We start from the raw sequence: 22,223 nt of genomic DNA, 5'->3' as shown, positions 1-22,223 counted from the left end.
ACCAGGTCTGACCCACACCCCTCAGGGAGAGCAACGATGACCGTCACAGCCGCAGAGGCCCTGGCCGGTGTGCAGAACGCCGTCGCCGCCTACAGCCACGCCCTGGACGCCGGCCGTACCGAGGTGATCCCGGGGCTGTTCACCGAGGACGGTGTCGCCGAGATCACCGGCCAGGGCACCTTCGAGGGCCGGGAGGCGATCGGGAAGGCCTACGCCGCCTTCGCACCCCAGGCTCCCCAGCTCCACCTGGTCGGCAACACCGTTCTGACCTCGCCGCCCGGCGAGGAGGTGACGGCCGGCAGCAGCCTGGTCTTCCTCGCCCGGGGCGAGGAGGGCTGGGCCGTACAACTCGTCGGCAGCTACCAGGACACGCTGGTCCGCGTGGACGGCGAATGGAAGTTCAGCAAACGCGTCACGACCTTCCAGCTGTAGCACCGCCCGGACATGCGACGCCCGTGCCACCTGTCCATCAGGTGGCACGGGCGTCTTCCGTCCGTTCAATGGGCGCGTCTCGTCCGGGCCGCAATTGCTTCGACCGACTGGTCTATTTTTGGCCGCGGCCGGGCCTGCGGGGTCAGAGCGCCTGGCCGACCTCTACCTCGTCGAGGCGCTTGCCCCTGGGGATGAGGAGGACGAGCAGCGCGCCCAGCGCGCAGCACCCGACCACCAGCCACAGTCCGTTCGTGAAGCCGGCGTCGAGGTAGAACTGGGTGCCCTTGAGGATCGCTCCGTGCTGGGCCATCACCACGAAGGCCAGCTGGGAGACGATGATCTGCGCGACACCCTGCCCGAGGGTCTGCGCGCCGTTGGCCAGCGCCTGCTCCTCGGGCGTGACGACCTCGATGATCATGATGGGTACGACGGCCATGACCATGCCGGTGCCGAGACCGGCGATCAGACCCATCTCCACGATCTGCGCGGCGCTGTGGTGCAGGTGGGTGCCGATGCCGTAGCCGAGGACCGTGAGCGCGGATCCGGTGCCCAGCAGGATCCGGGCGTCCACCCGGCGGGCGAGGAAGCCGGTGCCGACGGCGGCCACGATGATCATGGCGCTGATCGGGCTGGTGACGATGGCGTTGTGGGTGCCGGACCAGCCCAGGCCCTCGGACACGCTGGGGATGCTCGGCATCAGCACCAGCAGCTGGATCACGACGCCGACGGCGCTGAGCGAACCGGCCGCCACGGACGTCGCCAGCAGGACGGTCCACACCGGACGGCGCCGGGTCATCGTCGGCGGGAACAGCGGTTCGGCGACCCGGCGCTCCACGACCACGAAGGCGACCAGTGCGACCAGTGACCCGGCGACGTAGGCGGCGAACTTGCCGCTGTGCCAGCCCCAGTGCGATCCCTGGCCGACTGCGTAGACGATCGCCGTGATTCCACCGCCGAGGAGTACTCCGCCGACCCAGTCCATCCGGCCGCTCTTCTCGCGCACCGGGCTCTCCGGCACGAAGGCGGCCACCAGGACGAAGCTCGCGGCGGTGCTGATGGCCATGAACCACAGCACGCCGCGGAAGCCGTAGTCGTCCAGGAGCCAGCCGGCCAGGAACGGCCCGCCGAACGCGACGAGACCGACGCCGCCGGCCATGATGCCGCTGGCGAGCCCGACCCACCGGCGGGGGAAGATGTCGCGAGTGATCGCGTAGGCGAGCGGAGCGGTGGCCGCGTAGATGCCCGCGATGCCGCGGCCGATCAGCAGCGTGCGGTAGTCGGTGGCGACGGCGGCGATGAGATCACCCGTGAAACCGAGTCCGGTGGCGATGAGCAGGACGCGCTTCTTGCCGAAGATCGCCGCGGCCTTGACCGCGAAGGGCAGGAAGAAGGTGCCGGTCAGCAGGGTCATGAGGGTGAACCACGCGATTTCCGTGGTCCGGAAGTGGATCGCGACGTCGGCCTGTGAGACGCCGGACAGTGCGGCGACGAGCGCGACCAGTTGGACGGTCCACAGCAGCGAGCCGACGACGAGGACGTTGCGCGTGGTGGACAGGGATCTCTCGTCGGCTTGCGGGGCAGCGGTCTGTGTCTGTGACATCGGCGGCCTTCCAAGGGTGCGCGCAGACGCGCAGCGCGGCTCGGGTCCGCGCGGGGACGGGAAGTGAGGTACGGCTGCCGGAAAGATAGACCTAGCGGTCGGTACAATCAACGAATTGCGCAGAACAAAGAGACGAGGGCGGGTGGCGGCCGTCCCGCAGCCGCCCCCGTCCCCGTGGTGACCAGCGCTTTCACCGCCATCGAAGTCGTCATCAGCGCGGAACTCAGTCGTCGTTCACGGTCCCGGTCAGTGGGACCTGGAGGCGCTCGAAGCCCTGCGCCGCACACCTGGACCGGACGGCGGACGTGGAGCGCGGCCCGGGACCCGGCGGCCTCAGTCCGTGCCGGATGCCCCCGTCAGCTCGCGTCCGGTGATCATCCCGGACTCGATCCGTACGAACACGGCGTCGGACAACGGCATCCAGGAGCGGGGGCCGGCCTGCGACAGCCGTTCGTGCTCGGCGGGGTCGGTCACCACGGTGGCGCGCCCGGTCACGACCACGCTCCAGCCGGACCTGGTGTCCGCATCGAGCTCGTCCGCCTCGAAGGCGACGACGACGCCGTCGATGGCGCGTACGAGGTCGGAGCCCGACGACGTGCACAGCAGCACGGAGGCGTCCGCGTCCAGCGAGAAGTTGACGGGGAGCACCGCGGGCAGGGCGTGCCGGGTGTACACGACGCGGCCGACCGGCACCTTGACCAGCAGGCGCAGGCACTCCTGCCGGTCGAGTGCGCGAAAGCCGTCGTTCTGGAACATCCGCCCATCGTCGCCGCCGAGCGCCGGTCCGGGGTAGGGCCGACCGGCCCTGTCCGCACGGCGGGGGGATTCCGGGCCCGAAGCCGTCATGCCTGGTCGGCCGGGGTGAGGCGGTGCTGAGCGGCGCGTGGGGACGCGGGCCCCTCGGGGCCGTAGCCGAGGCGGATCACCATGTGGGCGTGGGCGGGCCGGGCGTCCGTCGACTCGCCGAGTCGGCTGCGCAGGTCGGGCCACTCCATCGCCTGGTGCAGCAGTGACGCCCGGATGTCGTGGGCGGTGGCGACGAGCAGCACGCGCTGGAGGGCCTGCCCCGCCCGCAGCCAGTCCGTCCTGCGGTCGTGCATCGTGGAGAGGACGGCGATGGCGGGCCGTTTCTCGAAGGGGCGGGCGGGCAGCCGGCCGGGCGTCCGGTGGGCGCCGAAGTCCCGCATGGGCAGGGTCTCCCGGAAGTCCTGCGGGCCGAGCACTTCGGGCGGCATGCCGAGTCCCGTGCCGTCCCTCTCGCGCAGCCAGCGGCGGCTCTCCGCGGCCCGCTCGGGGTCGAGGGCGTTGCGGTGTTCCGCGTCGCCGGTGAGCCGGAGAACGCGGTCGGTGTCGGTGCGGGAGAGGTGGGTCAGGGCGGCGCCTTCGGTGTGGGCCGCTTCGGTGAGTTCGGTCAGCGCCGCGGCGGGCAGAGGGCGCTCCGAGAACGGGAGACGGCTGCTGTGCCGGCGCCACAGGGCGTCGTAGAGACCGGGGAAGGAACCCTTTGCGGGGCCGCCGAGCCGGATGGCGGCGAGCAGGTCCGGCTGTCCGGGCTGCGGCAGCAGCCGGGGCACCGGCTCCCAGCCGACGTGCGTGATCGCCACCCTGAGATTGAAGAGGGCGCAGCCGACCGACAGGTGGAGGGCGCGGCCGACCGGGTCGGTGTGGCGCAGTCCGCGCTCCGTGGCCGCGCGGATCTGCAGCGCGACCGTGTCCGCGTCGAGCCGGAAGCGCCAGGGCTGGGTGTTGTGGATCGAGGGGGCTGTCACCGCGGCGGAGAGCAGCGTCTCCAGGGTGCGGACGTCGAGGACGGCGGAAGGCATCGGGAGCTCATCCCCTCACTCTGCCGAAGGGTTCCGCCGGTGCCGGCGGTTGCCTCAGCGTCCCCGGTGGGGGAGCGCCCGGACAGAGGCCGTCCGGCCCATCGCGCGGTGCCGATGGACCCCTCTCTCCTCCCTACCTGCTCCGCTGTTCGCCCGCCTCCGGCTGTTCCAGGTGGGAGGCGAGGACCGCGGCCTGGACCCGGCGCTGCACGCCGAGTTTGGCCAGGAGGCGGGAGATGTGGTTCTTGACGGTCTTCTCCGACAGGTAGAGCTTCTTGCCGATCTCACGGTTGGTCAGCCCGTCGCCGATCAGGGCCAGGATGTCCCGCTCGCGCGGTGACAGGCTCGCCAGCTCGGACGGCACGGACGGGGACTCCACGGGGTCGGCCCGCAGCGAGCGCATCAGGCGGGCCGTGGTCGCGGGGTCCAGCATCGACTGGCCCGAGGCCACCGTGCGCACCGCCGAGACGAGATCGGACCCCTTGATCTGCTTGAGGACATAGCCGGCGGCACCGGCCATGATCGCGTCGAGCAGGGCTTCCTCGTCGTCGAACGAGGTCAGCATCAGACAGGCCAGCTCCGGCATCTGACTGCGCAGTTCCCGGCAGACCGAGATGCCGTCGCCGTCCGGCAGCCGCACATCGAGGACGGCCACGTCGGGGCGCAGCGCGGGGCCGCGCGCGAGCGCGTGGTCGACGGTGCCCGCGTCGCCGATCACCGTGATGTCCGGCTCGGCGTCGAGCAGATCGGCCAGGCCGCGACGGACGACCTCGTGGTCGTCCAGCAGGAACACCCGGATCGGGTTCTGCTCGGTGAAAGTGCGTGGCTCTGGCATGGCGACCCTTCGTCCTCCGGCGGAGGGCAGGCGACCGCCTGCCCGTGAATCCGATCATCACGCGCCGGGGCCGAATTCACCAGGGCCGACCGGCCCTACTCCTGCACGGGCAGCAGCCGGGTGAGGTCGAAGTCCACGTCGACGACCCCCTCGACCGCGCGGACCAGCCGGGCCGCCACCGGCACCAGGGAGGTGTCCCGGACCCGGCCGACGAGCCTCACGCGGCCGTCCCGCACGTCCACGCGCACGCTCGACTCCGGCGTGGAGAACAGGTAGGACACGACCTCGCGCCGTACCTCCTCGGCGATCTCCTCGTCGGTGCGGAGGAACACCTTGAGCAGGTCGGCACGGCTGACGACGCCTTCTAGCAGGCCCACGGCGTCGACCACGGGCAGCCGCTTGACCTTCGCCCGGGCCATGATCCGGGCGGCCTGGGCGAGCGTGGCGTCCGCGTGGACGGTGAGGGCGGGGGAGGTCATGAGTTCGTCCGCGGTGACCGCGCCGGCCTTCGCCAGGTCGGACAGGCGGCGCAGTTGCGTGTACCGGTCGGGGTCGCTGTCGCGGAACTCCTCCTTGGGCAGCAGATCCGCCTCGGAGACGACGCCGACGACCCGGCCCTCGCCCTCGATGACGGGCAGGGCGCTGATCTTCCAGTCCTGCATCAGCTGCACGATCTCCTTGAAGGTCGCCCCGCGGCCGACCGCGGCGACCGTGTGGGTCATGACATCGCTGACGATGTGCGGGGTGCCGTGCATGGCCACTCCTTCGGGGTTCGGGACCGGAGTCAGACGAGGCTGCCGGCACCGTAGGGGGCGTAGAGATCCAGCAGACGGACCCTGGCCGAGCGCAGCCGGTGGGCGAGGACCTGGCCCACCCAGTGGCTGACGTCGTTGCCCAGGTCCGGGTCGTCCTCGCACATGGACCGGACGGCGGTGGCGTCGAACTCGTAGGCCCGGACCGGTGTGGTCGCCTGAGCGCCCATCTGCCAGACCTGCGGCGGGAACAGCCAGGACCAGCCGACCAGTTCGTTGTGGCCGAGGTTCTCGATGACGGCCGCCCGACGGCCCGGCACACGCATGTCGAGCTCGATCCTTCCGGTGCGGATGATCCAGAACCGGTCGGCGCGTCCCCCCTCCTCGAACAGGCGCGTGCCCTGGGGGATGGACACCTCCCGGGCGAGGCGCATGAGCCGCTCGCGGTGTTCGGCGGACAGTGAGCGCAGCATGCTGGGGGTGGGGACGGTGTGCATGACATGCCTCCCTGGCGGAGCTACGAACTTCCGAATGTTCACGACCGGGTTCTCCCGGCTGCGTACTTCCAAGGCCAGCCTGCGGCCGGTCCCCGGCCCGGGCCATGGGCCATGTGGTCCAGCGGTCGGCCCGTTCGGCACCCGCCGGTCCCGGACGCCGGCCGGTCCGCCCCGCGTCCGCCGCCGCCCGCGAGGAGCCGGGGACTGTACGGACCCGCCGCACCGGGACCTTCGGGACCTCCACGGGTCCGGGTGGCCGCTGTCCCCGGTCCCGCGTGGCGCAGAAACATCGTCTCGCGGACCGACTCGTCCGCAGCGACTCGCACAAGGAGCACAGCCATGTCCAGGACTTCAGCGACCGGTGACCGAGCGGCGCCCGAACCCAAGGCGGCTCTCGGCCTCCCGGCCGCGTCCGCGCTCGTGATCGGCAGCATCATCGGCACCGGGATCTTCGCTCTCCCCTCCGCCCTCGCCCCGTACGGGCCTGTGTCCCTGGTCGCCTTCGTCGTCGTGACCCTGGGCGCGCTGGCGCTCGCGCTGACCTTCGGGGCGCTGTCGAAGCGGGTGCCGGCGAGCGGCGGGCCGTACGTCTACGCCCGGGAGGCCTTCGGCGAGTTCGCGGGCTTCCTGAACGCGTGGTCGTACTGGATCACCGCATGGGCGGGCAACGCGGCGATCGCCGTGGCCTGGGTCGGCTACGTCGAGGTGTTCGTGAACACGGGTCACAGGACATGGATCTCGATGAGCCTGGCCCTCGGCGGACTCTGGGCGGCGGCCGGGATCAACCTCACCGGCGTCCGCAACATCGGCGCGTTCCAGGTGGTCACCACCGTGCTGAAGTTCGTACCGCTCGTCTTCATGGCGACCATCGGGCTGTTCTTCATCGACCCGGACAACTTCGGCGCCTTCAACGCCAGCGGTGGGTCGGCGCTCGGCGCGATCTCCGCGGCGGCCGCGATCGCCCTGTTCAGCTACCTCGGTCTCGAGGCCGCCTCGGTGGTCGCCGGCCGGGTGCGCGAGCCGGAACGCAACGTGCCGCGCGCCACCGTCTACGGCACCCTCCTGTGCGCCGTCATCTACATCCTGGGCACGCTCGCCGTCTTCGGCACCGTCTCGCACGGGGCGCTGGGCGACACCATCGCACCGTTCACCGACGCCGCGAACAACATCTTCGGCGGCACCTGGGCGGGAGACGTCGTGGCCGCCGCCGCCATCATCTCCGGCCTCGGCGCCCTCAACGGCTGGACCATGCTGTGCGCCGAGATGCCGTACGCCGCCGCCCGCGACGGTCTCTTCCCCGACGCCTTCGCCAAGCTGCGCGGACAGAGCGGCATCCCGGTCTTCGGCATCGTCGCCTCCACCGCGCTGGCCTCGCTGATCACCGTGTTCAGTTACACCCGCTTCGAGGACGTCTTCACGAAGATCGTGCTGCTGAGCGTGCTCACCGCCGTGATCCCCTACCTGTTCTCCGCCGCCGCCCAGCTGTACTGGCTGCTGGTGCGCGGCCGGGAGACCCTGAGCCCCCGGCGCCTCGCCCGTGACGTCACCGTCGCCGCCGTGGCGCTGGCCTTCTCCTACTGGTCGATCCAGGGCAGCGGCTACCAGACCGTCTACTACGGACTGTTCGTGCTGCTGCTCGGCGTGCCGGTCTACGTGTGGCTGAAGCGGGGCCAGGGCCGGTACGGCGACATGGAAGCGGTGCTCCCCGCCCCGCGCGAGGAGCGCGCCCCGGAGACGCCGGCACCGCCCAAGCGGCTCTCCCGAGGCCTCGGCACCAACCGCGTCGGCGGCCCCCGCAAGCGCACCGCCCGCCGCCACCAGGACTGACCACCGCCCCCACGCCCTCACGACAGAGGAAGACACGACGCCATGAACACGTTCCACGTCGACTCCGAGGTCGGCCGCCTGCGCCAGGTGATCCTGCACCGCCCCGGCATCGAACTCTCCCGCCTCACCCCGCGCAACGTCGACGCCCTCCTCTTCGACGACATCCTGTGGGCCAAGCGCGCCCGGGAGGAACACGACGCGTTCGCCCAGGTGCTCCGCGACCACGGCACCCGCGTGCACTACTTCGCCGACCTGCTCGCCCAGGCCCTCGACGGCGACGAGGCCCGCGACTGGCTGCTCGACCGGGTGATCACCCCGGCCACCGTCGGACCGGCACTCATCGACCCCGTGCGCGAACTGTGCGCCCAACTGGACGGGGAGACCCTCGCCGGCCACCTGATCGGCGGGCTCCTCAAGAGCGACCTGCCGCTCGCCACCCCGCACAGCCTGGTCTGGAACGCCCTCCACGCCGAGGACTTCGCCCTCGCCCCGCTGCCCAACCACCTCTTCCCGCGCGACAACTCCTGCTGGGTGTACGACCGGCTGTCGGTCAACCCGATGGCCAAGACCGCCCGGCGGCGCGAGAGCCTGCACGCCGAGGCCATCTACCGGTTCCATCCGATGTTCGCCGGCGTCGCCCCGGCGTCGATCCTCGACGGCTCGGTGGGCACCCTCGAAGGCGGTGACGTCCACGTCCTGGGCAACGGCGCCGTCATGGTCGGCATGGGGGAGCGCACCACCGCGCAGGCGGTGGAGAACCTGGCCGCCCGGCTGTTCGCCGAGGGCACGGCACGGCGGCTGATCGCCGTCCAACTCCCCGCCGCCCGCGCCTACATGCACCTCGACACGGTGCTGACGATGGTCGACCGCGACACCTTCGTCATCTACCCGGGTCTGGCCGACTCCCTGCGCTCCTGGACGCTCACGCCCAGCGGCACCCGCGAGTGCGGCTTCGACGTCGCCCCCGACTCCGACCTGGCCACCGCCCTCGCCGAGGCCCTCGACCTCGACAAGGTCCGGATGCTGTCCGCCCCGCAGGACATCCGCAACGCCGAGCGCGAGCAGTGGGACGACGGCAGCAACTTCCTCGCCCTCGCCCCCGGCGTGATCGTCGGCTACGAGCGCAACGTCACCACCAACACCTACCTCCGCAAGCAGGGCATCGAGATCGTCACCATCGCCGGCGCCGAACTCGGCCGCGGCCGCGGCGGACCCCGCTGCATGAGCTGCCCCGTCGAACGCGATCCGGCCGTCTGAACCCCCAGGGGGGAACCACCATGACCATCGACCTGCGCGGCCGCTCCTACCTGAGCGAACTCGACTTCACCGCCGCCGAGATCCACCACCTCCTCGACCTGGCCGCCACCCTCAAGGCCGCCAAGCACGCCGGCACCGAGCAGCCTCGGCTGACCGGCCGGAACCTCGCGCTCGTCTTCGAGAAGACCTCCACCCGCACCCGCTGCGCCTTCGAGGTCGCGGCCGCCGACCAGGGCGCCGCCACCACCTACCTGGGCCCCGGCGACACCCACATCGGTGCCAAGGAGTCCATCGCCGACACCGCCCGCGTACTGGGCCGCATGTTCGACGGCATCGAGTACCGCGGCTCCGCCCAGTCCCTCGTCACCGCCCTCGCCGCCCACTCCGGCGTCCCCGTCTACAACGGGCTCACCGACACCGCGCACCCCACCCAGAGCCTGTGCGACGTCCTCACCATGCACGAGCACAGCCCCAAGCCCCTGCCCGACATCGCCTACTGCTACCTCGGCGACGCCCGCAACAACATGGGCAACTCGCTGCTGTCGATGGGCGCCCTGCTCGGCATGGACGTGCGCATCGCCGCCCCCGCCGCGCTGTGGCCCGACCCCGCACTGGTCACCACCTGCCGGGAACTGGCCGAGCGCAGCGGCGCCCGGATCCTCCTCACCGAGGACGTCGAGACCGCCGTACGCGGCGCCGACTTCCTGCACACCGACGTCTGGGTCTCCATGGGCGAGCCCGCCGACACCTGGCGGGAGCGGATCGAACTGCTGCTGCCGTACCAGGTCAACGACAAGACGCTGGCCGCCACCGGCAACCAGGACGTGAAGTTCATGCACTGCCTGCCGGCGCTGCACGACCGCCGCACCCGCCTCGGCAGCGACCTCTTCGACCGCTACGGCCTGGACGGACTCGAAGTCACCGACGACGTCTTCACCTCGCCCGCGTCGATCGTCTTCGACCAGGCCGAGAACCGGCTGCACACCATCAAGGCCGTACTCGTCGCCACCCTGGAGGACTGAAGCCATGCGTATCGTCGTCGCCCTCGGCGGCAACGCCCTGCTCCACCGCGGCGAGCGCCCCGACGCCGCCGTCCAGCAGGCCAACATCGACCGGGTCGCCACCGCCCTCGCCGCCCTCGCCCAGGAACACGAACTCGTCCTCACCCACGGCAACGGCCCCCAGATAGGCCTGCTCGCCATGGAGAGCGCCGCCGACCCCGCCCTCAGCGCCCCCTACCCCCTCCACCTGCTCGGCGCCCAGACCCAGGGGATGATCGGCTCCCTGCTGGCCTGCACACTGCACGACACGCTGCCCGGCCGCCACATCGTCACCCTCGTCACCCACACCCTGGTCCGGGCCGACGACCCCGCGTTCACCCTGCCCACCAAGTTCGTCGGCCAGGTGTACCCGCGGGAGGTGGCCTGCGCGCTGGCGCGCAAGCGCGGCTGGCACATCGCCCGGGACACCACCGGCTGGCGCCGCGTCGTCCCCTCCCCGGTACCGGAACGGATCCTGGAGACCGACACCGTCCACGAGCTGCTGAACGGCGGCACCCTCGTGATCTGCGCGGGCGGCGGAGGCGTCCCCGTCACCGCGGACCGCGACAGCGGGGCGCTGACCGGTGTGGAGGCCGTCATCGACAAGGACCTCACCGCCGCCCTGCTCGCCGAGGACCTGAAGGCCGACTTCCTGCTGATCCTCACCGACGTCCCGTGCGTGTACGAGGACTACGGGACCCCCGCCCAGCAGCCCGTCCTCGACGCGACCCCCGCCGAGCTGCGCCGCAGGGGTTTCCCCGAGGGCTCCATGGGGCCGAAGGCCGAGGCCGCCGCCCGGTTCGTCGAGCGGACCGGAGGGCTCGCCGCCATCGGGGCGCTGGACGCGGCGTACGAGATCGTGCACGGCCGGTCGGGCACCCTGATCCGCCCGGATCTCGCGGCCGGCTGACGAGCGGAAGCACGCCCTGGGCCGTCCGGCCCCCGGTTCCGGGGCCGGACGGCCCGCACCGTGGGCGCTGTCCGGCACTCCCCGTGACGATCACCGACGACGAGTATCGAAGCGCAGGACTTGAAACCGATGAGAGGAACGGCGATGACCGCAACCGTGACAGCCGGCGACCGGGTCACCGAGGCCTGGCGAGGCTTCGCCGGGACCAGCTGGCGCGAGCTGATCGACGTGCGCGACTTCATCCAGGCCAACTACACCCCGTACGACGGTGACGCGACCTTCCTGACCGGCGCCACGGACCGCACCCGGGCCGTCTGGGAGAAGGTCAGCTCGCTGTTCCCGGAGGAGCGGGAGCGCGGCATCCTCGACGCGGACGTGGCGACTCCGTCGACGATCACCTCGCACGCCCCCGGCTTCATCGACCGCGACCGCGAACTGATCGTCGGCCTCCAGACCGACGCCCCGCTCAAGCGCGCGATCATGCCGAACGGCGGTCTGCGCATGGTGGAGAACGGCCTCAGGGCGTACGGCTACGAGCCCGACCCGTTCGTGACGAAGGTCTTCGGGACCTACCGCAAGACCCACAACGACGGTGTCTTCGACGCCTACACCCCCGCGATGCGGACCGCCCGCAAGGTCGGCATCATCACCGGGCTGCCCGACGCCTACGGCCGCGGCCGGATCATCGGCGACTACCGGCGCGTCGCCCTCTACGGCACCGAACGGCTGATCGAGGCCAAGCGCGCCGAGCGGGCCCGGCTGGACGCCGAGCCGTCCACCGAGCACGTCATCCGCGACCGTGAGGAGCTCGCCGAGCAGATCAAGGCCCTCGGCGAACTGACCCGCATGGCGGCGACCTACGGTTGCGACGTCTCGCGCCCCGCCGTCACCGCGCACGAGGCCGTGCAGTGGCTCTACCTCGGCTACCTCGCCGCGGTGAAGGAGCAGAACGGCGCCGCGATGTCGCTGGGCCGCACCTCGACCTTCCTCGACGTCTACCTCCAGCGGGACCTGGACGAGGGGACCGTCGACGAGACGCGCGCCCAGGAACTGATCGACGACTTCGTGATCAAGCTGCGGATCGTCCGCTTCCTGCGCACCCCGGAGTACGACGCCCTGTTCTCCGGCGACCCCACCTGGGTCACCGAGTCGATCGGCGGCCTCGGCCGCGACGGCCGCCCGCTGGTCACCCGTACCTCCTTCCGCTTCCTGCAGACCCTCTACAACCTCGGCCCCGCCCCCGAGCCCAACCTGACCGTCCTGTGGTCGCCCCGGCTGCCCGCCGGCTTCAAGGAGTTCTGCGCCCAGGTGTCCATCGACACCAGCGCCGTCCAGTACGAGTCCGACGAACTGCTGCGGCCCCGGGGCGGCGACGACACCGCGATCGCCTGCTGTGTCTCCGCCATGGCGGTCGGCCGGGAGATGCAGTTCTTCGGGGCCCGCGTCAACCTGGCGAAGGCGCTGCTGTACGCCGTCAACGGCGGCCGGGACGAGATGACCGGCGACCAGGTCACTCCCGTGATGCCCCCGCTGACGGGCGAGTACCTGGAGTACGAGGAGCTGTCGGCGGCCTACGACCGCGTCCTGGACTGGCTGGCGGAGACGTACGTCAACACCCTCAACGTCATCCACTACATGCACGACAAGTACGCCTACGAACGCATCGAGATGGCGCTGCACGACCACCCCGTCCACCGCTTCATGGCCTGCGGCATCGCGGGACTCTCGGTCGCGGCGGACAGCCTGTCCGCGGTGAAGCACGCCCGGGTGAAGGTCTTCCGGGACGCGACCGGGCTGGCCGTCGACTTCCGGACCGAGGGCGAGTTCCCGGCGTACGGCAACAACGACGACCGCGCCGACGCCATCGCCGTCGGCCTGGTGGAGTCCTTCATGGAAAAGGTCCGCCGGCACCCCACCTACCGGGACGCCGAGCACACCCAGTCGGTGCTGACCATCACCTCGAACGTCGTCTACGGCAAGCACACCGGCAACACCCCCGACGGACGCCGGGCCGGACAGCCCTTCGCCCCGGGCGCCAACCCGATGAACGGCCGGGACCGGCACGGCGTCGCCGCCTCAGCGCTGTCGGTGGCCAAGCTGCCCTACGAGCAGGCCCGCGACGGCATCTCGCTGACCACGACGATCACCCCTGAGGGCCTCGGTCACGTCCCCGGGGAGCGCGCGGGCAACCTGGTCGGCATCCTCGACGCCTACACGGCCGCCGGCGGCTTCCACATGAACGTCAACGTCCTCGACCGGGCCACCCTGGAGGACGCGATGGAACACCCGGAGAAGTACCCCGACCTGACCATCAGGGTCTCCGGATACGCCGTCAACTTCGTCCGCCTGACCCGCGAGCAGCAGCTCGACGTGATCAGCCGCACCTTCCACGGATCGCTGTGAGCACCGTGACGGCGGCCGGCCGGATCCACTCCTGGGACCTGTCCACCGGCGTGGACGGTCCCGGGACCCGGTTCGTCCTCTTCGTCAGCGGCTGCCCCCTGCGCTGCCTGTACTGCGCCAACCCCGACACCTGGCACATGCGCGACGGCCGGGAGGCGACCGTGGACGAGGTGATGGCGGAGATCGAGAAGTACCGCGCCTTCGTCACCACGGCCGGGGGAGGGGTGACGATCACCGGGGGAGAGCCGCTGCTCCAGTCGGCCTTCACCGGTGAGGTGCTGCGGCGCTGCAAGGAGGCCGGACTGCACACCGCCCTGGACACGTCCGGCTTCCTCGGCGCGCGCGCCACGGACGGACTCCTCTCCTACACGGACCTGGTGCTGCTGGACATCAAGTCCTTCGACATCGGCACCTACCGGAAGCTGACCGGCGGGCGGCTCGCCCCCACCCTCAGCTTCGCGACCCGTCTGGACCGTCTCGGCGTCCCGATGTGGATCCGCTACGTGCTGGTCCCCGGCTGGACCGACGACCCCCGGTCCGTGGACGCCCTGGCGGGCTTCGTCGCGGGACTCGGCACGGTCGAGCGGGTCGACGTACTGCCCTTCCACAAGCTCGGCGCCGGGAAGTACGAGGCCCTCGGCATCCCCTTCCCGCTGCGCGACACCCCCGTCCCCGACGAGGCCCTGACCGAGAGCGTCCGCGCACGCTTCCGGGAGCGGGGCGTGTCCGCCTACTGACCGCCGGGCCGGCTGCCGGCCCGGCCGTCGAGCCACGTCCGGTACGCGGCCACGGCGGTCGGCAGCGTCGGGAAGATCCGCTCCTTGCCGACCGAGTCCACCAGGCCGTACACCTCGAGGTCGTCCAGCAGGTCCTGTTTCACGCGGGCGAGGGCGAACACGACGCCCCGGTGGGTCAGCTCGCGGCGCAGCTCGTCGACCGCGTCGAGGGCGGTGATGTCGACCTCCACATTGGCCTCGGCGTTGAGGACGAACCAGCGGACCGGGTCGCTCTGTTCGTCGACGGCGGCCAGGGCGCGGCGCCGGAAGTCCTCAGCGTTGGCGAAGAACAGCGGCGAGTCGTAGCGGTAGACGAGCAGTCCGGGGATCGTGCGGGCCTGCGGATAGTCGTCGACGTCGTGCATGCCGGCCACCCCGGGCACCAGCCCTTCCACGGCGTCGTGCGGACGCGCCACCCGGGTCAGCAGCTCGGCCACCGACAGACCGACGGCCACGATCACCCCGTACAGGATGTCCAGGGCGAGCACCCCGGCGAGGCAGCCGAGCGCCAGGAGCAGTTCCCGGCGGCGGAAGGACGCCAGCCGGCGGAAGCCCGCGAGGTCGATCATGCGGACCGCGGCGTAGACGACCAGCGCGCCGAGCACGGCGGACGGCGTGCGCGTCAGCAGCGGGCTCAGGAAGAGCAGCACCGCCAGCACCGCCGCCCCGGCCACCAGCGAGTACGCCTGGCTGCGGGCGCCCGCCGAGGACGCGAGCGCGGTACGGCTGGCGCTGCTGCTCACCGGGAAGCCGTGCAGTGCCCCGGCACCCAGGTTGGCCGCGCCCAGGGCCATGAACTCCTGGTTGGCGTCGAGCCCGGGACCCTCGTCGTCGTGGACGGTGAAGGCCCGCGCGGTGAGGATGAAGTCGGTGTAGGCGACCAGCAGCACGCCGAGCGCGGGCAGGACGAGCCCCGGCAGCTCGCTCAGGTCCGGGACGGCCAGGCTCGGCAGACCGGACGGGACCTCGCCGATCACCTTCAGCCCGTACCGTCCGTCGAGGTCGAAGATCACCACGGCGGCGGTGCCCAGGACGACCGCGGCCAGCGGACCGGGCACGGCACGCACGTACCGGGCCATCACGAAGAGGAACACGAGAGTGACCGCGGAGAACACGACGGTGGCCGGGTGCGCGTCCGGGAGACGGGTGACGAAGGACCACAGCTGGGGGAAGAACTCCGCGCCGGTCGTCGGCACCCCGGTGAGCTTGGGCAGCTGGTCCACCATCATGATGAGCGCCACGCCCGCGAGATAGCCGATCAGGACGGGGCGGGACAGCAGGTCGGCCAGGAAGCCCAGGCGCACCGCCCGGGCGACCAGACACAGCAGTCCGACCGTGACCGCGAGGGCCGCCGCGAGCGACGCGTAGCGCCCGGAGTCCCCGCCCGCGAGCGGCGCGACCACGGTGGCCGTCATGAGGGCGGTCGTGGACTCCGGGCCGACCGACAGCAGCCGCGAGGAACCGAACAGGGCGTACATCGCGAGGGCCGGCAGGATCGCCCACAGCCCGGCGACCGGCGGCAGCCCGGCCACCCCCGCGTACGCCATGACCTGCGGCACGAGGTACGCGGCCACCGTCACACCGGCGAGCAGGTCACCCGTCAGCCACGAGCGCCGGTAGCCGAGGAGCGCGACTAGGCCGGGCGCCAGCCGGCGCCATTCCGGCATGTGCCGTCTGCCCGAGCCCTGGGACATCTGCCGCCCTCCGTCGTCTGACCTCATGATTCACCGGCGTGCCGCCGGGCGCGAGAACCACAGCGGACGGCCTGCGTGTCCGCTGTGCCGCAGCGAGCTCAACGGCCCCCGCAGACAGGGCCGTTCGGCCCCGCGAAGGCAGCCCTTCGGCATCCGGTGCCGCCCGGCGCGCGCGGCCAGAGTAAGTGACGTCAGGCAACGACCGGACCCTCTCGAAGGGAATCATGACCATGGCCGTGCACGAGCACTCTCACCGGAGCTCCGGCTTCCACCTGCCGTCACTGCGCAGGCACCGGACCGCCTCCACCACCGGGCCCGCCGTGTCGACCCACGCCGGCACGAGCACCGCGCGGGCCTACGCCTTCGCCTCCCTGCGTCTGCTCACCGGGTTCGTGTTCCTGTGGGCCTTCCTCGACAAGACCTTCGGCTTCGGCTACGCCACCCCGTCCGGCAAGGGCTGGATCGACGGCGGATCGCCGACGAAGGGCTTCCTCGGCTCCGTCGCCGCCGGGCCGATGGAGTCCACCTTCCACTCCTGGGCCGGCGACCCGTGGGCGGACTGGCTGTTCATGCTCGGTCTGCTCGGGATCGGTCTCGCGCTGGTCGCGGGGGTCGCGCTGCGGATCGCCGCCGTCGCCGGCACCGCGATGATGGCGCTGATGTGGATCGCCGAGTGGCCGCCCGCCAAGCACCTCTCGGACGGCTCGGCGAGCATGTCGCCGAACCCGTTCGTCGACTACCACCTGATCTACGCCGTCGCCCTGATCGTCCTGGCCGCTGCCGCCGCCGGCGACACGCTGGGCGCGGGCCGGCTCTGGGCCCGGCTGCCGTTCGTCCGCGAGCACGGCTGGCTGCGCTGAACACCTGGCGTGCAGGGGTCGGTCGGTCCCACACCGGGACCTATGGCCCCTGCACGGGCAGCCCCCGAAGGACGACGCTGAAACCGGACACCCCGTCCCCACGAGATCCCTCGCCCCAGGAGGTGGAGATCATGCTCCGCACCATCACCGTTGGTCTCGACGGCTCGCGAGAGAGCCGCGCCGCCGCGGAATGGGCAGCCCGCGAAGCCGAGCTGCGCGACCTGCCCCTGAAGATCGTGCATGTATGGGAGCCGGTCCCGGAGCCGATGGCCCAGGCCCCCCTCCTGGGAGCCGAGACCCAGCAGCACTGGACCGAGCGGATCCCGCGCGAGGCCGCCGACGGCATCGCCCTGCGCCACCCCGGCGTCGAGGTGGTCAGCGAGCAGCTCTCCGGACACCCCGGTGACGCCCTCGCCGAGGTGGCGAAGAACTCCGAGCTGCTGGTCCTGGGCTCGCGCGGCCTCAGCGGGATCGGCGGGTTCATGGTCGGCTCCGTCGGCCTGTCCGCCGTCGCGCACACGGACCGCCCCGTCGTGCTGGTCCGCGCGCTGGAAGTGGCCGCCGACGAGCACGAGCCGGACCCGGCGGGTGTTCCGTCCGCCGCGACGCCCTTCCTGCCCGTGGTCCTCGGACTCGACGTCGAACACCCGGACGACACCCTGATCGAGTTCGCCTTCGCCGCCGCCCTGCTCCGCGAGACGTCCCTGCGGGTCGTCCACGGCTGGAACCCGCCGCCCTACTACGCGTACGGCACGCCCGCCAACCCGGCGCTGCACGAGGCGCTGGCCCTCGGCGACGCCGAGGCCCTGGCCGAGGTGCTGCGGCCCTGGCGGCAGAAGTACCCGGACGTCGACGTCGTCGAGGTGTCCCGGTACGGCAGCGCGGCCGTCCACCTCGTGGAAGCCGCCCGCGAGGCCTCCCTCGTCGTCGTGGGCCGGCGCATCCGCCGCAGCCCCTTCGGCGCCCACATCGGCCATGTCACGCACGCCGTCCTGCACCACTCCACCGCCCCCGTCGCCGTCGTCCCGCACAGCTGACCCACCCCATTCCACCCCACCACGTCCCACCCCGTCCCCACCCACTTCCGAGGAGAAGAGAACCATGAAGGCAGCGGTCGTACGAGCGTTCGGCGAGCCCCTGGTCATCGAGGAGCGCCCCGACCCGGAGCCCGGCCCCGGCCAGGTCCGCGTCCGGGTGGAGGCCTCCGGGCTGTGCCACACCGACATCCACGCGGCGCACGGCGACTGGCCGGTCAAGCCGAACCCGCCCTTCGTCCCCGGGCACGAGGGCGTGGGCCTGGTGGAGGCGCTCGGCGAGGGCGTCACCCACCTGTCCGTCGGGCAGCGGGTCGCCGTGCCCTGGCTCGGCAAGGCGTGCGGGCGGTGCGAGCACTGCCTGTCCGGCTGGGAGACCCTCTGCGAGCAGCAGATCAACACCGGCTACGGCTGTGACGGCGGGTACGCGGAGAAGATGCTCGCCTGGGCCGACTTCGCCCAGCCCGTGCCCGACGGGATCACCGCCCTGGAGGCCGCCCCGCTGACCTGCGCGGGCGTGACGACGTACAAGGCGCTGAAGGTCGCCGACGTCAAGCCCACCCAGCTCGTCGCGATCTCCGGCGTCGGCGGCCTCGGCCACCTCGCCGTGCAGTACGCGAAGATCGCCGGAGCCACGGTCGCCGCGATCGACGTCACCGACGAGAAGCTCGAACTGGCCGCCGAACTCGGCGCGGACATCCTGATCGACGCCCGCAAGGAGAACGTCGGCGAGGTGCTCAAGCGGCACGGCGGCGCCCACGCGGCCATCGCCCTCGCGGTGAACGACGCGGCCTTCGAAGCCGTCAACTCCGGGCTGCGGCGCGGCGGAAAGCTGGTCATGGTGGCCCTGCCGGCGCACGGCACGGTCCGGGTGCCCATCTTCGACACCGTGCTGAACGGCACCTCGGTGATCGGCTCCATCGTCGGCACCCGGCAGGACCTCGCCGAGGTCTTCCAGCTGCACGCGGCAGGCCGCACCAAGGTCATCTACGAGGCCCGCCCCCTCGCCTCCGTCAACGACTCCATCGACGAGGTGCTGCGCGGCGAGGTCAAGGCCCGGATCGTCTTCGACCTGGACGCGGGACGGTGAGCACGATGGTCCTCCCCATCGTCGTCGGCGTCGACGGCTCGGAACCCAGCCTGCGGGCCGTCGACTGGGCGGCCGACGAGGCCGCCCTGCGCGGGGTCCCGCTGCGGCTGGTGTACGCCTCCCTCTGGGAGCGGTACGAGGGCGAGTCCCTCGCGGACGACCTCGCAAAGCCGGCCGACCAGGTCACGGCCGAGGACATCGTGCGGACCGCCGAGCGGCGGGCCCGGCTGCGCCGGCCCGACGTGCAGGTCTCCGCCGACGTGCTGCCCGAGGAGCCCGAGTACGCGCTCGTCCGCGAGGGACGCGAGGCCCGCGCACTGGCGCTCGGCACCCGAGGTCGCAGCGGCTTCGTGGAGATGCTGCTCGGATCGGTCAGTCTGACCGTCGCCGCCCACGCCGACTGCCCGGTGATCGTGCTGGGCGGCGGCCACGACAACCGGGTGAGCGCCGGGGGACACGGCCGCGTGGTGGTGGGCGTGGGTGAGAAGAGCACGGACTCGGCCGCCCTGCGCTTCGCCGTCGAGGAGGCCAGGCTGCGCCACGCGCCCCTGGACGCCGTACGGGCCTGGCGGTGCCCCGCGCACGAGAGCACCGACCACCCCCTGCTCGCCGGTGAACCCGCGCGGCTGCACGAGCAGCACGCCGCCGAGGTCCTCGAGAAGGCGCTGAAGGACGTCCCGGCGGACCTGGAACTGCGTCCGCGCACGGTGGAGGGACCCGCCCGCAGGGTCCTCCTGACCGCCTCGCACGAGGCCGACCTGCTGGTGGTCGGCGCCCGGCGCAACCCGGGCCACCTCGGACTCCAGCTGGGGCGTGTCGCCCACGGGGTGCTGCACCACGCCGCCTGCGCCGTAGCGGTCGTACCCGAGCGGACGTGAGCGAGGTGGCCGGCTGCTCAGAGGCCCGCCGCGTGGTCGGGGACGTAGGTCTGCAGATCGCGCGACGGGCGCACGTAGCCGGTCGACTCCGGGCGCTTCGGCAGCTCGAGGACGGGCGGAGGAACGTCGTGGTACGGCACGGAGTCCAGCAGATGGGCGATCATGTTCAGCCGCGCCCGGCGCTTGTCGTCGCTCTCCACCACGTACCAGGGCGCCTCGCTGATGTCGGTGTGCACCATCATCTCGTCCTTCGCCCGGGAGTACGCCTCCCAGTGGGTGATCGACTCCAGGTCCATCGGGGACAGCTTCCAGCTCCGCAGCGGATCCCCCAGCCGGCGCCGGAAACGCTCCTGCTGCTCGGTGTCGCTCACCGAGAACCAGTACTTGCGCAGCATGACCCCCGCCTCGACCAGCATCCGTTCGAAGATCGGGCACTGCCGCAGGAAGAGCCGGTGCTCCTCCGGCGTACAGAAACCCATCACGTGCTCGACGCCGGCCCGGTTGTACCAGGACCGGTCGAACAGCACGATCTCCCCGGCCGCCGGCAGATGCTCGACGTACCGCTGGAAGTACCACTGCGTGCGCTCCCGCTCGGTCGGCTTGGGGAGCGCCGCGATCCGTGCGACGCGCGGGTTGAGGTGCTCGGCGACCCGCTTGATCGTGCCGCCCTTGCCCGCCGCGTCCCGCCCCTCGAAGACCACCACCAACCGCGTGCCCGAGGCCCGCACCCACTCCTGCAGCTTCACCAACTCGGTCTGCAGGCGCAGCAGTTCCTTCTCGTAGGTCTTGCGCGGCAGTGCCGCCGCCTCTTTGCCGGCCATGCCGCCTCCACCGCCCGATGACTTCCGGAGTCCCTCATGCCCAAGGTCGAACACCTGGACGCCACCGTACTTTCCGAGGAGGAACTGCGCACCCTGGACGCACACTGGCGGGCCGCCAATTACCTGGCTGCCGGACAGATCTACCTGATGTCCAACCCACTGCTGACGGAGCCCCTGAAACCCGAGCAGATCAAGCCGCGGCTGCTCGGCCACTGGGGTACCTCGCCCGGCCTCAACCTGGTGTACACCCACCTCAACCGGGTGATCAAGGCGCGTGGGCTCGACGCCCTGTGCGTCTGGGGACCGGGCCACGGAGGGCCGTCCGTGCTCGCCAACGCCTGGCTGGAGGGCAGCTACAGCGAGACCTACCCGGACGTGCCGAGGGACGGGGAGGGCATGGCCCGGCTGTTCCGGCAGTTCTCCTTCCCCGGCGGTGTGCCGAGTCATGTCGCCCCGGAGACGCCGGGTTCGATCCACGAGGGCGGTGAGCTCGGCTACTCCCTCTCCCACGCGTACGGCGCCGCCTTCGACAATCCCGGCCTGCTGGTCGCCTGTGTGATCGGCGACGGCGAGGCGGAGACGGGGCCGCTGGCCGCCTCCTGGCACTCCAACAAGTTCCTCGATCCGGTGCACGACGGCGCCGTCCTGCCCATCCTGCACCTCAACGGCTACAAGATCGCCAACCCGACGGTGCTGTCCCGCCTCCCCGAGTCCGAACTCGACGCGCTGCTGCGGGGATACGGACACGAGCCGATCCATGTGACGGGCGACGATCCCGCCCAGGTGCACCGGGACATGGCGGCGGCGCTGGACGACGCGCTGGACCGCATCGCGGTGATGCAGCAGACCGCCCGCGAGGACGGGGTCACCGAGCGCGTGCACTGGCCGGTGATCGTGCTGCGCACCCCGAAGGGCTGGACCGGTCCCGCCGAGGTCGACGGCGAGCCCGTCGAGGGCACCTGGCGCGCCCACCAGGTCCCGCTGGCCGGCGTCCGCGAGAACCCCGAGCACCTCCGCCAGTTGGAGGCGTGGCTGCGCTCGTACCGGCCCGAGGAGCTGTTCGGGCCCGACGGCAGCCCCGTCGCCGACGTCCTCGCCTGTGTCCCCGACGGCGCCCGGCGGCTCGGTTCCACCCCCTACGCCAACGGCGGTCTGCTGGTGCGCGACCTGCCCGTCGCCCCGCTCGACGAGTTCGCCGTGCCCGTCGACAAGCCGGGCACGACCCTGCACGAACCCACCCGCGTCCTCGGCGACCTCCTGGCCCGGGTGATGAAGGACACGAGCGGACGCCGGGACTTCCGGCTCGTCGGCCCGGACGAGACCGCCTCCAACCGGCTCCAGGCCGTCTTCGACGTCAGCGGCAAGGCCTGGCAGGCCACACACCTGCCGGTCGACGAACACCTCGAACACCACGGCCGGGTGCTGGAGATCCTCTCCGAACACACCTGCCAGGGCTGGCTGGAGGGCTACCTCCTGACGGGCCGGCACGGGCTGTTCTCCTGCTACGAGGCGTTCGTGCACATCGTCGACTCGATGGTCAACCAGCACATCAAATGGCTGAAGACATCGAGGGAGTTGCCGTGGCGCGCCCCCATCGCGTCCCTCAACTACCTGCTCACCTCGCACGTGTGGCGGCAGGACCACAACGGGTTCTCCCACCAGGACCCCGGCTTCGTCGACCACGTCCTCAACAA

20 protein-coding genes are annotated in these 22,223 nt (G+C 71.6%); 12 read left to right on the top strand and 8 right to left on the bottom strand.

The features are described 5' to 3' along the window. The first annotated feature begins 36 nt into the window (after positions 1 to 36). Positions 37 to 432, top strand: coding sequence for a nuclear transport factor 2 family protein (locus ABT057_RS47720; protein ID WP_352351438.1), 396 nt, complete (start codon positions 37 to 39; stop codon positions 430 to 432). A 142-nt stretch (positions 433 to 574) separates the two neighbouring features. Here the strand turns inward: ABT057_RS47720 and ABT057_RS47715 are convergent, their stop codons facing one another. From ABT057_RS47715 to ABT057_RS47690, 6 genes are all read right to left on the bottom strand, one after another. Further along, positions 575 to 2,032, bottom strand: coding sequence for an MFS transporter (locus ABT057_RS47715; protein ID WP_352351436.1), 1,458 nt, complete (start codon positions 2,030 to 2,032; stop codon positions 575 to 577). A gap of 333 nt (positions 2,033 to 2,365) precedes the next feature. Beyond that, positions 2,366 to 2,788, bottom strand: coding sequence for a pyridoxamine 5'-phosphate oxidase family protein (locus tag ABT057_RS47710; RefSeq protein ID WP_352351434.1), 423 nt, complete (start codon positions 2,786 to 2,788; stop codon positions 2,366 to 2,368). A gap of 86 nt (positions 2,789 to 2,874) precedes the next feature. Next, positions 2,875 to 3,855, bottom strand: coding sequence for an Acg family FMN-binding oxidoreductase (locus ABT057_RS47705; RefSeq protein WP_352351432.1), 981 nt, complete (start codon positions 3,853 to 3,855; stop codon positions 2,875 to 2,877). Positions 3,856 to 3,988: 133 nt separating this feature from the next. Beyond that, complete coding sequence (locus ABT057_RS47700; protein WP_352351430.1) at positions 3,989 to 4,690, bottom strand: response regulator; 702 nt, start codon at positions 4,688 to 4,690, stop codon at positions 3,989 to 3,991. Between the two features lie 95 nt (positions 4,691 to 4,785). After that, positions 4,786 to 5,445: a CBS domain-containing protein gene (locus tag ABT057_RS47695; RefSeq protein ID WP_352351428.1), complete on the bottom strand. Its 660-nt coding sequence runs from the start codon at positions 5,443 to 5,445 to the stop codon at positions 4,786 to 4,788. Between the two features lie 29 nt (positions 5,446 to 5,474). After that, a complete protein-coding gene (locus ABT057_RS47690; RefSeq protein WP_352351426.1) occupies positions 5,475 to 5,939 on the bottom strand; it encodes a cyclic nucleotide-binding domain-containing protein in 465 nt (154 codons plus the stop codon). Positions 5,940 to 6,359: 420 nt separating this feature from the next. Here ABT057_RS47690 and ABT057_RS47685 point away from each other — a divergent pair, with 420 nt between their 5' ends. The 6 genes from ABT057_RS47685 to pflA all read left to right on the top strand — a co-directional run bounded on the left by ABT057_RS47685 (position 6,360) and on the right by pflA (position 14,113). Next, the gene (locus tag ABT057_RS47685; protein ID WP_352351444.1) at positions 6,360 to 7,766 is read left to right on the top strand and encodes an APC family permease; all 1,407 of its coding nucleotides are present in this window, start codon (positions 6,360 to 6,362) and stop codon (positions 7,764 to 7,766) included. A gap of 42 nt (positions 7,767 to 7,808) precedes the next feature. Further along, positions 7,809 to 9,023: an arginine deiminase gene (locus ABT057_RS47680; RefSeq protein WP_352351424.1), complete on the top strand. Its 1,215-nt coding sequence runs from the start codon at positions 7,809 to 7,811 to the stop codon at positions 9,021 to 9,023. A 20-nt stretch (positions 9,024 to 9,043) separates the two neighbouring features. Continuing rightward, on the top strand, positions 9,044 to 10,045 hold the full coding sequence (gene argF, locus ABT057_RS47675) for an ornithine carbamoyltransferase (protein ID WP_352351422.1): 1,002 nt from the start codon (positions 9,044 to 9,046) through the stop codon (positions 10,043 to 10,045). Between the two features lie 4 nt (positions 10,046 to 10,049). Continuing rightward, positions 10,050 to 10,973: a carbamate kinase gene (locus ABT057_RS47670; RefSeq protein ID WP_352351420.1), complete on the top strand. Its 924-nt coding sequence runs from the start codon at positions 10,050 to 10,052 to the stop codon at positions 10,971 to 10,973. 144 nt (positions 10,974 to 11,117) lie between these two features. Next, positions 11,118 to 13,376 (top strand): formate C-acetyltransferase, encoded by a 2,259-nt coding sequence (pflB, locus tag ABT057_RS47665; protein WP_352351418.1) that lies wholly within the window; start codon positions 11,118 to 11,120, stop codon positions 13,374 to 13,376. After that, the gene (gene pflA / locus ABT057_RS47660) at positions 13,373 to 14,113 is read left to right on the top strand and encodes a pyruvate formate-lyase-activating protein (protein ID WP_352351416.1); all 741 of its coding nucleotides are present in this window, start codon (positions 13,373 to 13,375) and stop codon (positions 14,111 to 14,113) included. The genes pflB and pflA overlap by 4 nt, the downstream gene beginning before the upstream one ends. Here pflA and ABT057_RS47655 read toward each other — a convergent pair. After that, positions 14,107 to 15,846, bottom strand: coding sequence for a SulP family inorganic anion transporter (locus ABT057_RS47655; protein WP_352351414.1), 1,740 nt, complete (start codon positions 15,844 to 15,846; stop codon positions 14,107 to 14,109). The genes pflA and ABT057_RS47655 overlap by 7 nt on opposite strands. A 230-nt stretch (positions 15,847 to 16,076) precedes the next feature. Here ABT057_RS47655 and ABT057_RS47650 point away from each other — a divergent pair, with 230 nt between their 5' ends. The 4 genes from ABT057_RS47650 (at position 16,077) to ABT057_RS47635 (ending at position 19,708) form a co-directional block, all read left to right on the top strand. Continuing rightward, a complete protein-coding gene (locus tag ABT057_RS47650) occupies positions 16,077 to 16,706 on the top strand; it encodes a hypothetical protein (protein ID WP_352351442.1) in 630 nt (209 codons plus the stop codon). 131 nt (positions 16,707 to 16,837) lie between these two features. Next, positions 16,838 to 17,743: a universal stress protein gene (locus ABT057_RS47645; RefSeq protein WP_352351412.1), complete on the top strand. Its 906-nt coding sequence runs from the start codon at positions 16,838 to 16,840 to the stop codon at positions 17,741 to 17,743. A 64-nt stretch (positions 17,744 to 17,807) separates the two neighbouring features. After that, the gene (adhP, locus tag ABT057_RS47640) at positions 17,808 to 18,830 is read left to right on the top strand and encodes an alcohol dehydrogenase AdhP (protein WP_352351410.1); all 1,023 of its coding nucleotides are present in this window, start codon (positions 17,808 to 17,810) and stop codon (positions 18,828 to 18,830) included. Between the two features lie 5 nt (positions 18,831 to 18,835). After that, entirely contained in the window at positions 18,836 to 19,708 is an 873-nt protein-coding gene (locus ABT057_RS47635) for a universal stress protein (protein ID WP_352351440.1), read from the top strand. Positions 19,709 to 19,725: 17 nt separating this feature from the next. Here ABT057_RS47635 and ppk2 read toward each other — a convergent pair whose 3' ends face one another. Continuing rightward, a complete protein-coding gene (ppk2, locus tag ABT057_RS47630; protein ID WP_352351408.1) occupies positions 19,726 to 20,529 on the bottom strand; it encodes a polyphosphate kinase 2 in 804 nt (267 codons plus the stop codon). A 36-nt stretch (positions 20,530 to 20,565) separates the two neighbouring features. On the opposite strand from ppk2, the gene ABT057_RS47625 reads away from it, so the two are divergent. After that, on the top strand, positions 20,566 to 22,223 hold a 1,658-nt coding region (locus tag ABT057_RS47625; RefSeq protein ID WP_352351406.1), incomplete at its 3' end, for a phosphoketolase.

The organism is Streptomyces sp. NPDC002588, assembly GCF_040295925.1.
Classification (GTDB): Bacteria; Actinomycetota; Actinomycetes; order Streptomycetales; family Streptomycetaceae; genus Streptomyces.
This window is presented reverse-complemented; position numbering and strand designations above follow the sequence as displayed.

Coding starts and splice junctions, on each gene's coding strand:
- ABT057_RS47720 (WP_352351438.1), top strand. CDS start 37: ATGACCGTCACAGCCGCAGAGGCCCTGGCCGGTGTGCAGAACGCCGTC.
- ABT057_RS47715 (WP_352351436.1), bottom strand. CDS start 2,032: ATGTCACAGACACAGACCGCTGCCCCGCAAGCCGACGAGAGATCCCTG.
- ABT057_RS47710 (WP_352351434.1), bottom strand. CDS start 2,788: ATGTTCCAGAACGACGGCTTTCGCGCACTCGACCGGCAGGAGTGCCTG.
- ABT057_RS47705 (WP_352351432.1), bottom strand. CDS start 3,855: ATGCCTTCCGCCGTCCTCGACGTCCGCACCCTGGAGACGCTGCTCTCC.
- ABT057_RS47700 (WP_352351430.1), bottom strand. CDS start 4,690: ATGCCAGAGCCACGCACTTTCACCGAGCAGAACCCGATCCGGGTGTTC.
- ABT057_RS47695 (WP_352351428.1), bottom strand. CDS start 5,445: ATGCACGGCACCCCGCACATCGTCAGCGATGTCATGACCCACACGGTC.
- ABT057_RS47690 (WP_352351426.1), bottom strand. CDS start 5,939: ATGCACACCGTCCCCACCCCCAGCATGCTGCGCTCACTGTCCGCCGAA.
- ABT057_RS47680 (WP_352351424.1), top strand. CDS start 7,809: ATGAACACGTTCCACGTCGACTCCGAGGTCGGCCGCCTGCGCCAGGTG.
- argF (WP_352351422.1), top strand. CDS start 9,044: ATGACCATCGACCTGCGCGGCCGCTCCTACCTGAGCGAACTCGACTTC.
- ABT057_RS47670 (WP_352351420.1), top strand. CDS start 10,050: ATGCGTATCGTCGTCGCCCTCGGCGGCAACGCCCTGCTCCACCGCGGC.
- pflB (WP_352351418.1), top strand. CDS start 11,118: ATGACCGCAACCGTGACAGCCGGCGACCGGGTCACCGAGGCCTGGCGA.
- ABT057_RS47655 (WP_352351414.1), bottom strand. CDS start 15,846: ATGTCCCAGGGCTCGGGCAGACGGCACATGCCGGAATGGCGCCGGCTG.
- ABT057_RS47650 (WP_352351442.1), top strand. CDS start 16,077: ATGGCCGTGCACGAGCACTCTCACCGGAGCTCCGGCTTCCACCTGCCG.
- ABT057_RS47645 (WP_352351412.1), top strand. CDS start 16,838: ATGCTCCGCACCATCACCGTTGGTCTCGACGGCTCGCGAGAGAGCCGC.
- adhP (WP_352351410.1), top strand. CDS start 17,808: ATGAAGGCAGCGGTCGTACGAGCGTTCGGCGAGCCCCTGGTCATCGAG.
- ABT057_RS47635 (WP_352351440.1), top strand. CDS start 18,836: ATGGTCCTCCCCATCGTCGTCGGCGTCGACGGCTCGGAACCCAGCCTG.
- ppk2 (WP_352351408.1), bottom strand. CDS start 20,529: ATGGCCGGCAAAGAGGCGGCGGCACTGCCGCGCAAGACCTACGAGAAG.